Here is a 13,635-nt window from a genome sequence, read left to right on the forward strand (position 1 = left end):
AGCTCCTATTTTTTGATTACTTTACCGTCTGCTAAAGCTTCAAATTTCATATCATGAATACTTACATAACCTGCTTCTCTAACTAATCCATTTTGAACTTTTACTGATTGTAAATAATCAATAAATTTTTTTGTAGCTTGATTAGTTTTCTTTTTAGTATACATATGTTCATAAGACCAAATTTTCCATTTATTTTGAGCAATATTTTCATAACTTGGTTTTACATTATCAATTGATAAACCTTGTAATTTTTTACTAATTCTCAAATATGGAATTGATAAATAACTGATTGTTCCAGGAGTAGCTGATACAATTTTATCAACTGTTCCATTAGCATCTTGTTCTTGTGCCTTTACACTTTTAACCCCCTTTAAAGCAGTTTTCTCAAAGGTTGATCTCGTTCCACTTCCTTGAGATCGATTAATAATTGTAATTGCTTGATTTTTACCACCAACTTGTTTCCAATTAGTTATTTTCCCTGCAAAGATATCTCGTAATTGCTTTAAAGATAAATTCTTTACTCCAGCACTCGGATTTACAACTGGTACAATTCCAACTACTGCAATTTTATGATCAACTAAGTCCTTTGCATTAATTCCTTCTTTTTCTTCTGCAAAAACATCAGAATTACCAATGCTGACAGCTCCTTGAGAAACCTGAGATAAACCTGTTCCAGATCCCCCGCCTTGAACTGTAATATTTGCAGCTTCATTATTCTTTTTATAATCTAGTGACGATTGTTCAACTAACGGTTGCATTGCCGTTGAGCCAACTGAAGTTACTTTATTTGGATTGTTTTTATTACCACATCCACTAATAATTAAAAGCAATAGGCCCATCGCAATTAAAAGAGAATATTTTTTCATTATGTTGCCTCCATCGTTATTAACTTTCAAAATCATTATATCTAGTTAATGTAAATTTGATGTAGGGGAAATGTAAATTATTTGTAAATAAAAAATCAGTAATTAAATTACTGATTTCATAGATTATGATATTTTTCATTTTGAAAGAAAGTTACATATGCTAGAAATATCAATGCAATCATGCCAGTTAAAATAGGTTGTCCTATGGTAAATTCTTGATTAAAGAAAAATAAGATAGATACAAATAATAATCCAAATCCAATTATGTATTCATATATTTTATTAATAGATGAGAATAATAATAAAATAACTAAAATCAACCCAACTATCATCGTTATTGTAAATAAACAAACTAAAACTCGATGAGGAAAATCTTCCGCTAAAGCAGTCAATTTTAACGAACTAAATAATCCACTAGTAATTAATATATCAATTCCTGATAAAAAGATAGTTAACCCTTTAAATAGCCAAAAATCACCTTGATTAACATTTTTTTCATAAAATTTAGAAATTATATAGGCTAAACCAATTAAACTAATAACTCCATGAATTGGCCATCCTAAACCATCTTGATAATTTAAAAAGGTAATTGGAGATATAGTTATTACTCCTCCAATTAAAAGCATAATCCATCTGGGTAACAGAATCGTTAACGTTAAAAAAGAAATCATTAATAAAAACAATTGATAATTTATAATAAAAACAAAATAAATGAATGAATTATCCATTTTAGCAGTACCTAATCCACCAAATGATAGTCCTAAATCAAATAAAAGAATTAAAGAACAAAATACTGAAAATATACATATTAATGATTTAATAAAAAGAACCAAATCTCCATTCTCTTCAAAAATTTTTTTCATATACATCCCCTTTCGTGTACTAGCAACTTTACCAAAGACTAATTAAAATAACAATTTCACTACTTTTCAATTTATACAATTACATTTTTAAGTTATACTTATTAATAAATTAATATAAAGAAGGTTATAAGCTGTGCAAAATATTGGATTAGTTACCAAAGATCTTGAATTATCAATGGATTATAGCAAAATCGCAAATGAATACAATTGGTTCATTGATAATACTTATAAACCTGAAGATATTTTAAAGTGGATCACAACTCATAATGAAGTGGCTGTTCTTTGGGATGAATCAACAATTAGAGTAAAAGATAATTTACATATATTTAAAGAAATTAGAAAAAATCTTGCTGGTCCAATTATTGTCATAGATAAAATGAAAGCTAAAAATAAACTTAACTGGTTTTTCGAATTAGGTGTCGACGATTATTTATCATTTTCGGATGAATTTGATGAATTAAATTTAATTTTAAATCAAAGAATTAATACTTATAATAAAATCTATCATCAAAAGAAACATGAATATCGTTATATTTATTTTGGCGATTATCAAATTGACTTAGAAAAATATAAAGTCACTAAAGATGGAAAAGATTTGGGGTTAACTCCAAAAGAATTAAAACTTCTCTATTATTTAATCAAACATAAACAACAAGTTTTGGATCGTGATCAATTATTAGAAGGAGTTTGGGGAGATTTTGGAGTAATGGAAACTTCTCGGATGGTTGATATTCATATTTCTCATTTACGAGATAAAATAGAAGCTAATCCAAAAAAACCAGAATGGATTAAAACCAAAAGGGGCTTTGGATACTTCTTTAATGGCGAATTTACTACAAAATAAAAAGGAACTGATTAGATCAGTTCCTTTTTATTTTGTAGTTATATGATTATTACCATAGCGATTATTTAAAATAATTGAATTCTTTTGTTTAGAATTAATTGTTAAATCACGTTTTCTTTTTTCACCATTAACATAGTTATTACCATGTTTGCTTGCTTTTAAATCAAAGTTAACTTTACCAACATTTTTAATTGTTTGCTTATTCAAATCATCGTAATCGTCGTAATCACTATAATCATCATCAATATCTTTATTATCAATATTTAATTCACCTTTAACTTTACCAGTATCATAAATTAAATCTGAAGGTGTTTTAATTGTTCCACCATTTAAAAATGATGAACTTTCAATTTTAACATCTCCATCAAGTGTTGATAATTTAGATTTTTTATTTAAAATTGTATTCTCTAAATAAATATTTCCATCATTTAATTGAATATTTGCTTGATTAATTTTAACATTACGTGCTCTAAAATTATTCATCTGATTTTCATTTGGAACATTCATAATAACTTTATTCAATGTTTTACTTTTTGGTACTGTAACAATAATTAACGGAGCATTGTCATTATGAACAAAGAATCTTCCGCCATCAGTTTCTCTTTTATCGATAGTTAAAGTACCATTCTTAACTTTATATTTTGGAAGCTTTTCACCATTTGAATCTACTTTAATTGAATATTTATCACCACTAACCACTCTTAATGCATAATTATCAGCATTATTTTTAATGTTATCAAACTTACTTATTTGTTCATTTACACTTCTTTTTTCATTTGAAACATTTAATTTTAAATGATCTGAAATATAGAGTTTATTAACTGTCGACATACCGCCTCCAGCAAACCAACCAACTATTCCAAGAATTAATCCGGTGAAGAAAACGATTAATCCAATTTTAAAAACTTTTTTCATAATTATTAATCCTCACTTTCATGTTGACTTTTATTACTTTTTTCATAGATATTACGAAAAGCCTGAGCAATTACTTGAATTAACCAAGAAATGAAAAGATATAATCCAGAAAAAATAACGATTGTTAAACCAATAATAGCGAATCCTAGTCCAATTAAACCTAATCCAAATAAAGACTTCGTTCCAATTAAACTAACTCCAAAAATAAAGATTACTCCAGTAAAAATAACTCCAACAATAATTAAACAAATAATAGAAACAATAAATCCAAATAGAGCCGCAAACATTCCAATCATTAAAGCTAAAATAATAATTAAGACTGGAATTGCAACTGGTGTTGCTAAAATAGCCAAAATAACTAACCAAATTGTTTTGGTATTTTCAAACATTCCACTTCTTTCACCTTTTTTAGATTTTATGTCATCATTTTTAATTGCATTATCAGCAATAATTTTTCTAGCCAATTGTTTTGGTGTTCCTAATTCTTTTTCAATATCACTGATATTTTCAAAACCTGCATCTTGAATATATTCAGAATAGAATTCAATTGCATCATTTTTTTCATCTTCAGATACTTTTGATAAGCTTTTCTTTAAAGAATTAATATATACTTCTGAATTCATTTACTCTTCATTCCCTTCTGATTGATTATTTAAGATTTGGTCAATACTTTTTTTGTATTCATTCCATTCATCTAAAATTGTTTCTAATTTTTCTTTACCTTGATCAGTAATTTTATAGTAACGACGATTACGTCCTTGATAAGGTTCATCATATGTTTCTAATGATTCTTCTTTTTTTAATCTTCTTAACACAGGATACATTGTTGATTCAGATATTTTTATTGATGCTTGAATTTCTTGAGTAATTGCATAGCCATAATAATCTTGTTTTGATAATAAAGCTAAAACCATTCCATCAAGCATTTCGGAATTAACATGAATGCTCATTCAAATCCCCCTCTTTTGTTTATAATAATATTATACGATATATAACATAGTTTGCAAGTTTTTTTTGCAAAAAAAAAGACAAATTAATGTCTTTAATCTAAAATGATTTTCATTTCTCTCACTACAGAGTCATAGTAAATATTTCCAAATTTAAGTAAATGAAGCATCAAATAGTATAAACGATAAAAATGAACTCGTTCATTATAACCATCATCAATTGGATATGCTTCATTATATGAATCATAGAAGTCTTGATTATAACCACCAAAAACAGTTGTTACACCTAAATCAAATTCTCGATCACCATAAAAAACTGCTGGGTCAATTAAAATTGGATCATCATTATTATCAAATAAATAATTACCACCCCATAAATCTCCATGTAAAAGAGAAGGCTGACTGGAATGTTTTGATAATTTTTCAAGAATCACTTTCCTAACTAATAAATATTGTTGTGCATCTGTTGCATCAAATAAATTTTGATTAATTATCTTATCTTTTAAAGCATCAAGTCTTTTTTCAACAAAAAGTTCAGCCCAACTATCAGTCCACTGATTATCAAAGGTAATATCTCTACCTTTTGAATTAATTTCAAATCCAAATTTTTTAGCTGGATTAATTACTTGATGCATTTTTGCAACTAATTTACCCAATGCTCTTTGATTAGTATTTCCCTTTTCAATATAGCTAATAATTAAATAAGCATCGTGATTTATTTCGCCATTACTAATAACTTTAGGTGCATTAATCTTATTTTTTGAAAATTCTTGTAAGCCGGCTATCTCTCCTGCATAGAAATTTTTATCTTGATTAGGTTGAACTAATAAAAAATATGATTTTTGGTCAGCAACTAAATGATAGGCTTGATTTACATCCCCACCACTTACAGGAGTTACTTTATTTACATTTTCAAATGGCAATTGATTAAGCCATTCCTGATTCATTTGACTCACCTCAGATTTAATAATTATTCTTAATGGTAAAAAAGATCCTCTAATTGTTCCAGCAAGTTTTGATTTTTGTCTAGCAAATTTAAATTTACCTTCAAATTCTGTTGGAATTTCCATCCCATCACTCAATTTAAACCCAACTGCTCTTTTTTTATCATTTTCAATTGAATACATGATTAAATTAATCCTTTGCGTATCTTAATTCTTTAGTAGTATTTGTAAATGGTTCACATCCATCTTGAGTTACATGAACACAATCTTCAATTCGAACTCCTGCAACATCTGGAATATAAATTCCTGGTTCAATTGAAAAACACATCCCTTCTTCAAGAACTAAATCATTTCCTTCCATAATAGATGGAAATTCATGTTCACCCAGTCCCATACCATGTCCTGCACGATGAATAAAGTATTCACCATAACCAGCATTTTCAATAACATCTCTTGCTATTTTATCAATTTCTGAAGCTTTAACTCCTGGTTTTACAGCAGCTTGAGCTTTTAATTGTGCTTTTAAACAAGTATCAAAAATATCTTGTTGCTTTTCATTTAATTTACCTACTGCAATTGTTCTAGAAACATCACTAATATAGCCATTATGAACAGTTCCTAAATCAAATAAAACTAATTCATTGTTTTCTATTTTATTCATATCAGTTGCGCCATGTGGATTAGCGGCATGAGCTCCAGCTTGAATAAGCGTGTCAAAACTCATTTCCATTACACCACTCTTTTTCAACTTATATTCTAATTCAGCTGCTACTTCTGCTTCAGTTTTGCCAACTTTCACAGCATTATAAGCTGTTTCTAAAGCAAAATCAGCTTCTTTACCTGCTTCTTTTAATTCTTCGATTTCTTTTGGAGTTTTTATTAAACGAAGTCGATTAATTTCATCAGTTAAGTTACTTTTAACTTCAACATTTGAAAAGTGATTTTTTATTTGATCAAATCTTTCAATTGTTAAATTATCCTTTTCAATTCCCCATTTAGTTGGATTAGGATTAATTTCTTTAATTAATTGCGCAATCTTATCATATGGTTTTTCATGATCAAGATATCCATATACCGGATAAGGCCAGCCAATTTCTTTAATTACTTCAACTTCTAAAGCTGGAGCAAAAATAAAAGGTTCATGATTAGGAAAAACAAATAATCCTAAAACTCTTTCAATTGGATCACTAGAAAATCCGGTAAAATATTCAATATTCTTAAAATCACTAACATAAGCAATATCTAAATCATTGTTTTTAACCCACTTTTGAAACTCTTCTAATTTTGGCATTAATAAAACTCCTTTATATATTATGTTAACGGCAATTATAGCACAAGAACTCATAATAAAAAGCCTTGAAAGATATCAAGGCCTTTCTTTAAGCTTTTAAATTTAACGTGATATAAGTATATGTTTTATCTTGTTTATTTTCTCTAACATGGGTTCTACCATTTTGTCGTAATGTATATCTTTCAGTAATCGTCGATTTAGCTTTTTGAATATTAGTTACAATAAATTTATTTGAAGGATTTAATAAAAATTCATTCTCAGTTTTACTTGCAGATAATGAACTAATATAACCACCTAAATTACCATTAGGTAAGTTGATTTTTAACATAAAGTTATCGGTGAATTGTGCTGCTGTCATCTTATTTAAACTAGTTGATGAAAATCCGTTATCAAGATATGTGGAACCCAAAGCCAACTTATTAATATTATAATTCGTTTGTTGAGAACCATTGTACTTATTCATTAAAGAACTTTGGAGGACATTACTACTGATTCCACGATAAACCGTCATCGGATCATTTAAATAATATGTGTTAATACTATTTTTAACCAAATCAACTCTGTTTTTTGTTTTATCACTATAATGAGCATTAGGATATCTCAAATAACTATTCATGGCATAATATGAATCTAAAGTATAATCATAAATTGCACTTTTTTCCGCTTTAGTTAAGTTTTTCCCCCAATTTTTAGCCGTACTAATTAAATTATCATATTCAGTTTTATTTAATTTTTTAGTAGAATTATCATAAAAATTATTTTGATTATAATTAATTTTCATTGTTTTTGCTTTTTTAGTTTGACTTCTAGTCACTAAATATTGATTATCATTTAATTTTTTCTTAATATAAATAACTTTATTTTTTGGAATAGTAACAGCAACATTATTTGCATTAGCTTTTATTTTTGTTTTGGTCACAAATGCTTTTGGTCCAACATTATTAACCTTAGTAGTCAAATACTCATTATATCTAACTACGCTACTATCTTTTAAGTCAGCATTACTTAATTGATTACTTGCATCAATCTCACCACTAGATAAACTAATAGTTAAAATAAATATTAATGAAGCCAATAACACTTTCAAATTTCTTTTAATCATATATACTCCTAAAAAGAAAAATCACATTATAATATTTTTGTAATATTTCCGTCATATTTATGTAACATTATATATAAGTGACTCAATTTTCTCAACCTTAATTACTAATTGTATTTTATTAAAGAACGACTATAATACTTTTCGTAGAGGTGTTTAAATGTCATTAAATAAAAGAGAAAAAATTAACACAATTAATGAGTTACACGAAAATTTTGAATTGCTTAATCAATCACCAGATGAGATAGCTGAATGGTTAAATACTACAGAAGATAAAATTAATAATATTTTAAACCTAAAAATTGATAATTTAGAAGAACCTTGGATCTTATTAACTTATATGAATGAAGAATTACTTAAAGAAAATAAAACTCCAATCAAATACTCTAAATTATCAGGAGATTATCATCAACTATTCTTTTTAAATAGTTATCTAATTGACAATAAAATAATTAATAGTTAAAAAGAATCCATAGTAAGAACTATGGATTCTTTTTATTTTCATGACTTTGTTTTGCCGCTTCAATAGGTATAACTCTAGCAGATTTCAATTTATTACCACTAGAAAAATCTTCAATTTTACGAAGAAATACTTTATACAAAAAAGCTTCATGAACTCCAAAAGTATCATAAATTGCATTCAATTCATTTGAACTCAAGGCATTTAAAATTGTATATATTTTTCCTGGAATATAAATGGGAATATCTAATAAGTAAGGCTCATTTTCATCATAACCTAACTTAGATATTTTTTGATAAAAAATTTTTGATTGTCTTGCATTAATTAACCCTAATTTTCTTGCTCTTTTTTTAATTAAAAAAATTGAAACTTCATAATATTGTTTTAATTGTAAATATTGTTTTGGATCGGTTGGATCATTAATCGTTCTTTTATAATTTTGAATAAAAAAATCTTTTTCTAACAATAATGCACTTGCAAAATAATTTGCTTCACTTTTTAATTTCTTGATGTAGTTTACATCTGATGAATTAAAATCACTACCTCGATGCAATAAAAGATGACCAAATTCATGTGCTAAATCAAATAAACGATCTGACCCATACTTATTATTTCTCAAAATAATGTATGGACGATTGGTATCGGTCCATGTACTATAAGTTCCAATTTTTTTATTAAGGCCTCGCTCTAAAACAAAAACTCCTGATTTTTCAATTGCTGACATTAAATCATTATTTTTTTTATCTAATTGAAGGCTTTCTCTAACATATTTAGCAATTTCATCAATACTTAAATTATTATCTTTCATTAATTGAACTTCTTTTAAAATATCAACAATAGTTGTTTTACCTAAGTTTAAATACTTTAAAATTTCACGTAAAAAACTATCACTCATATTTATAAATTGTAATTCTCGCTCCTTACTTTTCAAATCATTCACATACTTTGAATTAAAGGATACTTCATCATAATTTGTAACTTTAGGCACTGAATCAATTTTACTAAAAAATGGCATTTTTAAATCAAATAAATTATTCAATTTAACTTGTATTGCAAAAGTTGGCTCTTCAATTCCATTTTCATATTTTAGAATTGTATTATTGGGTAAATTAAGCAATTTTTCTAAATCTTTTCGTGTGAAATTAAATAATTCTCTAACATCTCTTAAACGAGTACCATTAAAACTCATTTTTATACTCCCTTCTATCATCATTATCATGAATAAAGTAGTATTAAGCATAGAAAAACGTTTATTAATATAACAAAAATTATATTTTGATATTAATAAACTTATATATTTTATAACTACAATTAATTTTCTTCAAATAAAAAAACTTTTGGACTTTTTTATTAAATTCGAAATAAATACTTTCTTTAGACTTTTTTAATTATACCACCATTTTATTTTTTAATTAAATTTAATAACTAATTAATAAAGAAAAACACCAAATTCAATGTTTTGGTGTTTTTTCATTAATATTTTTTAGCTTCTTCATCACTACAGTACAAATAATGTCCTGGTTTTACTTCTTGTAAATAACGATCATCTGAAAAAGCATTTTTGCTATCAAACTTTTCACTCTTATGAGTTCGTTCAATTTCAGGATCAGGAGTTGGAACTGCCGTAAGTAAACTTCTAGTATAAGAATGTAGTGGATTTGTATATAATTCTTCAGTCTCTGCAAGCTCTACAATTTTTCCAGAATACATAACTGCAATTCGATCACTAATATATTTAACCATTGATAAATCATGAGCAATAAACATATAGGTTAATCCACGCTTTTGTTGAATATCCTTCATCAAATTAACAACTTGAGCTTGAATTGAAACATCCAATGCAGAAATTGGTTCATCAGCGATGATAAAATCAGGTTCAACTGCTAGCGCACGAGCAATTCCGATTCTTTGTCGTTGACCTCCTGAAAATTCATATGGATATCTACTAGCGTGATCTTTATTTAAGTTAACCATTTCAAGTAGCTCAATTACTTTTTCATCACGTTCTTTATCATTTTTTACTAATCCATGAACATCTAGGCCTTCCGCAATAATATCCTTAACTTTCATCCTTGGATCTAATGAAGCATATGGATCTTGAAAAATCATTTGCATTTCTTTTCTAAAATTGAATAGTTCTTTGCTATGATTTTTAAGTTTGGCAATATTTTGTCCTTTAAAATCAACTTCTCCACTTGTTGGATCATAAAGACGGATGATACTTCTTCCAGTTGTACTTTTACCAGAACCAGATTCACCAACTAATCCAAAGGTTTCACCTGGATAAATTTCAAAAGAAATATCGTCGACAGCTTTAACAACGTTATTTTTGCTTAAGTGAAAATATTGTTTTAAATTTTTAACTTTAACAATTGGATCTTTAGCTTCTGGCATTTTCATCACCTACAATCTTAGCAAATTTTTTAAATCGTTCTTGAATTGATTCTGGAGGAGTTACTTTTGGAGCACGCTTATCCAACAACCAAGTTGCAGCGTAATGTCCATCAGTAACTTTAAAGAAAGGAGGTTGTTCTTTACGATCAACTTCAAGTGCATATTTATTTCTTGCAGAGAACGCATCTCCATCAGGTGGATTAATCAAATCTGGAGGAGTTCCTGGAATTGTATTCAATCGATCTTTTTTCAAATCAATTGTTGGCATTGAGTCAAGTAATCCCCATGTATATGGATGTCTTGGATTATAAAATATATCATCTACGTTACCATACTCAACAATTTTTCCAGCATACATTACTGCAACACGGTCTGCAATTCCTGCAACCACTCCAAGATCATGGGTAATGAAAATAATTGAAGTATTCGTTTCTTTTTGCAGATCTTTTAATAAATCAACAATTTGTGCTTGAACCGTTACATCTAAAGCAGTTGTTGGTTCATCAGCAATTAATATTTTAGGATCATCAACAATTGCCATTGCGATTACGATTCTTTGTCTTTGACCACCAGAAAATTGGTGCGGATAATCTTTCATTCTTTCTTCTGCATTTGGAATACCAACTTTTTTAAGAACTTTTAAAGCTTTAGACTTTGCTTCTGATTTAGAGATTTTTGAATGTAAAAATAAAGGTTCAGCAACTTGTTTCCAAATCGGCATTGTTGGATCAAGTGATGTCATTGGATCTTGGAAAATCATTGAAATATCATGACCGCGAATATTATTCATTTCTTTTCTTGATGATTTCAATAAATCTTTTCCTTGAAAATCAATTGTCCCATCAACAATATTAGCGTTATTTGCTAATAGTTGAATTAAAGTTCTTACAGTTATTGATTTTCCTGAACCAGACTCACCAACTAATGCTAATGTCTCACCTTCATTTAAATGAAAGCTAACATTTCTAATTGCATGAACAACTCCATTATAGGTAGAAAAATCAACTTTTAAATTTTGTACATCTAAAATTTTAGTCATTTTTTACCTCCTAATTTGATTTAGGATCAAAAGCATCCCTTAATCCATCAGCTAATAGGTTGGCAGTAATCATAATTAAACTCAATACGATTGCTGGAATCCACATTTGATATGGTAAAAAGTGAAAGGCTTTTTGTCCGTCATTTAATAATGTTCCAAGTGATGCATTGGGAGCAGGAATTCCAATTCCGATAAAACTTAAGAAAGCTTCAAAGAAAATTGCACTTGGAATTGTAAACATTGTTTGAATAATAATAGTAGAAGTTAAATTAGGAATTAAATGTTTAATCGCAATTCTAGTTGAAGATACTCCTAGAGTCTTAGCAGCTAAAATATACTCTTGTGTTTTTAATCCTAACGTTTGTGCTCTAATTAATCTCGACATTGTTACCCAACCAGTAAATGCAATTGCAAGAATAATTGAAACAATCCCTGGTTTTAAAATTAATAGTAACAAAATAACAACAATCAAATTTGGAATTGATGAGATAATTTCAACAATTCTTTGTAAGAATAAGTCTAATTTCCCACCAGCATATCCAGAAATAATTCCATAAGGAATTCCAATTAATAAATCAATTAATGTTGCAATTACTGCAACTAATAATGATAGTCTTGTTCCATAAACTACTCGAGCAAATAAATCACGACCTAAATAATCTGTTCCAAAAATATAATATTTTCCAGATGCAACATGTGCAGCTTGATAAGCATCAGTTAAAACACCGCCAGAATTTTTCATTCCGTTAAATCCCGGAATATTTAGATTACCAATTTTTGGTGGTAAATTTGCAATTGAAGCATTTTGAGCATTGGGATCATGAACTGAAATAAATGGTGCAAAAATAGCAACTAAAACAATAAATAATAAAATAAATAATGAAATCATCGCTATCTTATTTTTGAATAAACGTTTTCTAACATCTTGAAAGTAGGTTAATGAAGGACGTGAAATTGAATCTTGCAATTCAGAACGGTCTTTTTGCACAAATTTAAAATCGTCTTGTATTTGTTTTTCCACTATTCTTTACCTCCATTTCCTAGTCTAATTCTTGGATCAATGATTCCATATAAGATATCAACTACTAAAATAATTACAACTAATAAGAATGAGTAAAAAATTGTTAAGCCCATAATTGTTGGAAAATCATTAGTTAAAATTGATTGTACAAATTGATTTCCAATTCCAGGAATTGAGAAAATATTTTCGACAACCATCGAACCAGTCATAATATTAACAGCCATTGGTCCAACAATCGTTATAACTGGAATCAATGAATTTCTCAATGCATGTTTTGCCACTGTTTGCCAGTTACTATTTCCTTTTGCACGAGCTAACTCAATATAATCACTACTTAATACATCAACCATTTCAGTCCTCATAAATCGAGCAATGTTAGCTAATGGAAAGGCAGCTAATGCAATGGTTGGTAAAACACTTGATGAAAAGCCACTCCATAGAGCTACTGGGAACATTTGTAATTTATAACCAAAGAAATATTGAAGTAATACCGCGAATACAAAACTTGGAATTGATAATCCAAGAATTGAGAAAAATGTTGCTACTGTATCAATCCAGCTATTTTTTCTAATTGCGGCAACTGCTCCCAATAGCACACCAAGTAATGATCCTAAGATCATTGCTTGAGTACCTATTTGTAGGGATGGTCCAATTTGTTGTGCAATTAAAGTTGTCACTGGCTGATTATTAAATTGAAAAGAAGTTCCTAAATTACCTTGAATTAAATTACCCAAATATGCGAAATATTGGACAATCAAAGGTTTATCTAACCCATATTGTTGATTCATAATTGCTCTTTGAGCTTCTGAAAGTTTTTCTTCATTACTAAATGGAGTTCCTGGAAGAAATTTCATTAAGAAGAAAGTAATTGAGGCAATTATGAAAAGAGTTAGAAATAGGTAAGCGATTCTTTTTAAAATGTATTTTGTCATACCTAATCATGCCTCTTTTT

At 27.9% G+C, this 13,635-nt stretch carries 15 protein-coding genes; 2 read left to right on the top strand and 13 right to left on the bottom strand.

Annotated features, from left to right (window positions below; all coding sequences use genetic code 11):
• Window positions 1-5: 5 nt before the first annotated feature.
• Complete coding sequence (locus GSH19_RS04020) at window positions 6-866, bottom strand: phosphate ABC transporter substrate-binding protein (RefSeq protein WP_237026806.1); 861 nt, start codon at window positions 864-866, stop codon at window positions 6-8.
• A gap of 116 nt (window positions 867-982) precedes the next feature.
• Window positions 983-1,729 (bottom strand): hypothetical protein, encoded by a 747-nt coding sequence (locus GSH19_RS04025; protein ID WP_237026807.1) that lies wholly within the window; start codon window positions 1,727-1,729, stop codon window positions 983-985.
• Between the two features lie 133 nt (window positions 1,730-1,862).
• Here GSH19_RS04025 and GSH19_RS07225 point away from each other — a divergent pair, with 133 nt between their 5' ends.
• Window positions 1,863-2,573, top strand: coding sequence for a winged helix-turn-helix domain-containing protein (locus GSH19_RS07225; RefSeq protein WP_370636148.1), 711 nt, complete (start codon window positions 1,863-1,865; stop codon window positions 2,571-2,573).
• A gap of 27 nt (window positions 2,574-2,600) precedes the next feature.
• Here GSH19_RS07225 and GSH19_RS04035 read toward each other — a convergent pair whose 3' ends face one another.
• From GSH19_RS04035 to GSH19_RS04060, 6 genes are all read right to left on the bottom strand, one after another.
• Window positions 2,601-3,488: a DUF4097 family beta strand repeat-containing protein gene (locus GSH19_RS04035; protein WP_237026808.1), complete on the bottom strand. Its 888-nt coding sequence runs from the start codon at window positions 3,486-3,488 to the stop codon at window positions 2,601-2,603.
• 5 nt (window positions 3,489-3,493) lie between these two features.
• Window positions 3,494-4,111: a DUF1700 domain-containing protein gene (locus GSH19_RS04040; RefSeq protein ID WP_237026809.1), complete on the bottom strand. Its 618-nt coding sequence runs from the start codon at window positions 4,109-4,111 to the stop codon at window positions 3,494-3,496.
• Window positions 4,112-4,438 carry a PadR family transcriptional regulator gene (locus tag GSH19_RS04045; RefSeq protein ID WP_237026810.1) on the bottom strand — a complete coding sequence of 109 codons (327 nt, stop codon included), beginning with the start codon at window positions 4,436-4,438 and terminating at the stop codon, window positions 4,112-4,114.
• Between the two features lie 92 nt (window positions 4,439-4,530).
• Window positions 4,531-5,382 (bottom strand): fructosamine kinase family protein, encoded by an 852-nt coding sequence (locus tag GSH19_RS04050; RefSeq protein ID WP_370636153.1) that lies wholly within the window; start codon window positions 5,380-5,382, stop codon window positions 4,531-4,533.
• A gap of 187 nt (window positions 5,383-5,569) precedes the next feature.
• The gene (locus GSH19_RS04055; RefSeq protein WP_237026812.1) at window positions 5,570-6,670 is read right to left on the bottom strand and encodes a Xaa-Pro peptidase family protein; all 1,101 of its coding nucleotides are present in this window, start codon (window positions 6,668-6,670) and stop codon (window positions 5,570-5,572) included.
• Between the two features lie 88 nt (window positions 6,671-6,758).
• The gene (locus tag GSH19_RS04060; protein ID WP_237026813.1) at window positions 6,759-7,772 is read right to left on the bottom strand and encodes an ADP-ribosyltransferase; all 1,014 of its coding nucleotides are present in this window, start codon (window positions 7,770-7,772) and stop codon (window positions 6,759-6,761) included.
• A 157-nt stretch (window positions 7,773-7,929) separates the two neighbouring features.
• On the opposite strand from GSH19_RS04060, the gene GSH19_RS04065 reads away from it, so the two are divergent.
• On the top strand, window positions 7,930-8,232 hold the full coding sequence (locus GSH19_RS04065; protein ID WP_237026814.1) for a DUF2316 family protein: 303 nt from the start codon (window positions 7,930-7,932) through the stop codon (window positions 8,230-8,232).
• 19 nt (window positions 8,233-8,251) lie between these two features.
• On the opposite strand, the gene GSH19_RS04070 is transcribed toward GSH19_RS04065, so the two are convergent.
• From GSH19_RS04070 to opp3b, 5 genes are all read right to left on the bottom strand, one after another.
• Entirely contained in the window at window positions 8,252-9,418 is a 1,167-nt protein-coding gene (locus GSH19_RS04070) for an XRE family transcriptional regulator (RefSeq protein ID WP_237026815.1), read from the bottom strand.
• A 284-nt stretch (window positions 9,419-9,702) separates the two neighbouring features.
• On the bottom strand, window positions 9,703-10,623 hold the full coding sequence (locus GSH19_RS04075) for an ABC transporter ATP-binding protein (RefSeq protein ID WP_237026816.1): 921 nt from the start codon (window positions 10,621-10,623) through the stop codon (window positions 9,703-9,705).
• Entirely contained in the window at window positions 10,610-11,662 is a 1,053-nt protein-coding gene (locus GSH19_RS04080; RefSeq protein ID WP_237026817.1) for an ABC transporter ATP-binding protein, read from the bottom strand. The genes GSH19_RS04075 and GSH19_RS04080 overlap by 14 nt, the downstream gene beginning before the upstream one ends.
• Before the next feature lie 10 nt (window positions 11,663-11,672).
• Window positions 11,673-12,683 (bottom strand): ABC transporter permease, encoded by a 1,011-nt coding sequence (locus tag GSH19_RS04085; protein WP_237026818.1) that lies wholly within the window; start codon window positions 12,681-12,683, stop codon window positions 11,673-11,675.
• Window positions 12,683-13,615 carry an oligopeptide ABC transporter permease gene (gene opp3b / locus GSH19_RS04090; protein WP_237026819.1) on the bottom strand — a complete coding sequence of 311 codons (933 nt, stop codon included), beginning with the start codon at window positions 13,613-13,615 and terminating at the stop codon, window positions 12,683-12,685. Before opp3b ends, GSH19_RS04085 begins: the two co-directional genes overlap by 1 nt.
• Window positions 13,616-13,635 lie beyond the last annotated feature (20 nt).

It is taken from the genome of Lactobacillus sp. S2-2, from assembly GCF_021698855.1.
In the GTDB taxonomy this organism is placed as follows: Bacteria; Bacillota; Bacilli; order Lactobacillales; family Lactobacillaceae; genus Fructilactobacillus.

Bases quoted from the DNA above. Each gene is read 5' to 3' on its own strand.
- GSH19_RS04025 (WP_237026807.1), bottom strand. From the start codon at position 1,729: ATGAAAAAAATTTTTGAAGAGAATGGAGATTTGGTTCTTTTTATTAAA.
- GSH19_RS04080 (WP_237026817.1), bottom strand. From the start codon at position 11,662: ATGACTAAAATTTTAGATGTACAAAATTTAAAAGTTGATTTTTCTACC.
- opp3b (WP_237026819.1), bottom strand. From the start codon at position 13,615: ATGACAAAATACATTTTAAAAAGAATCGCTTACCTATTTCTAACTCTT.
- GSH19_RS04055 (WP_237026812.1), bottom strand. From the start codon at position 6,670: ATGCCAAAATTAGAAGAGTTTCAAAAGTGGGTTAAAAACAATGATTTA.
- GSH19_RS04075 (WP_237026816.1), bottom strand. From the start codon at position 10,623: ATGCCAGAAGCTAAAGATCCAATTGTTAAAGTTAAAAATTTAAAACAA.
- GSH19_RS04050 (WP_370636153.1), bottom strand. From the start codon at position 5,382: ATGAATCAGGAATGGCTTAATCAATTGCCATTTGAAAATGTAAATAAA.
- GSH19_RS04035 (WP_237026808.1), bottom strand. From the start codon at position 3,488: ATGAAAAAAGTTTTTAAAATTGGATTAATCGTTTTCTTCACCGGATTA.
- GSH19_RS04070 (WP_237026815.1), bottom strand. From the start codon at position 9,418: ATGAGTTTTAATGGTACTCGTTTAAGAGATGTTAGAGAATTATTTAAT.
- GSH19_RS04065 (WP_237026814.1), top strand. From the start codon at position 7,930: ATGTCATTAAATAAAAGAGAAAAAATTAACACAATTAATGAGTTACAC.
- GSH19_RS04020 (WP_237026806.1), bottom strand. From the start codon at position 866: ATGAAAAAATATTCTCTTTTAATTGCGATGGGCCTATTGCTTTTAATT.
- GSH19_RS04060 (WP_237026813.1), bottom strand. From the start codon at position 7,772: ATGATTAAAAGAAATTTGAAAGTGTTATTGGCTTCATTAATATTTATT.
- GSH19_RS04040 (WP_237026809.1), bottom strand. From the start codon at position 4,111: ATGAATTCAGAAGTATATATTAATTCTTTAAAGAAAAGCTTATCAAAA.
- GSH19_RS04045 (WP_237026810.1), bottom strand. From the start codon at position 4,438: ATGAGCATTCATGTTAATTCCGAAATGCTTGATGGAATGGTTTTAGCT.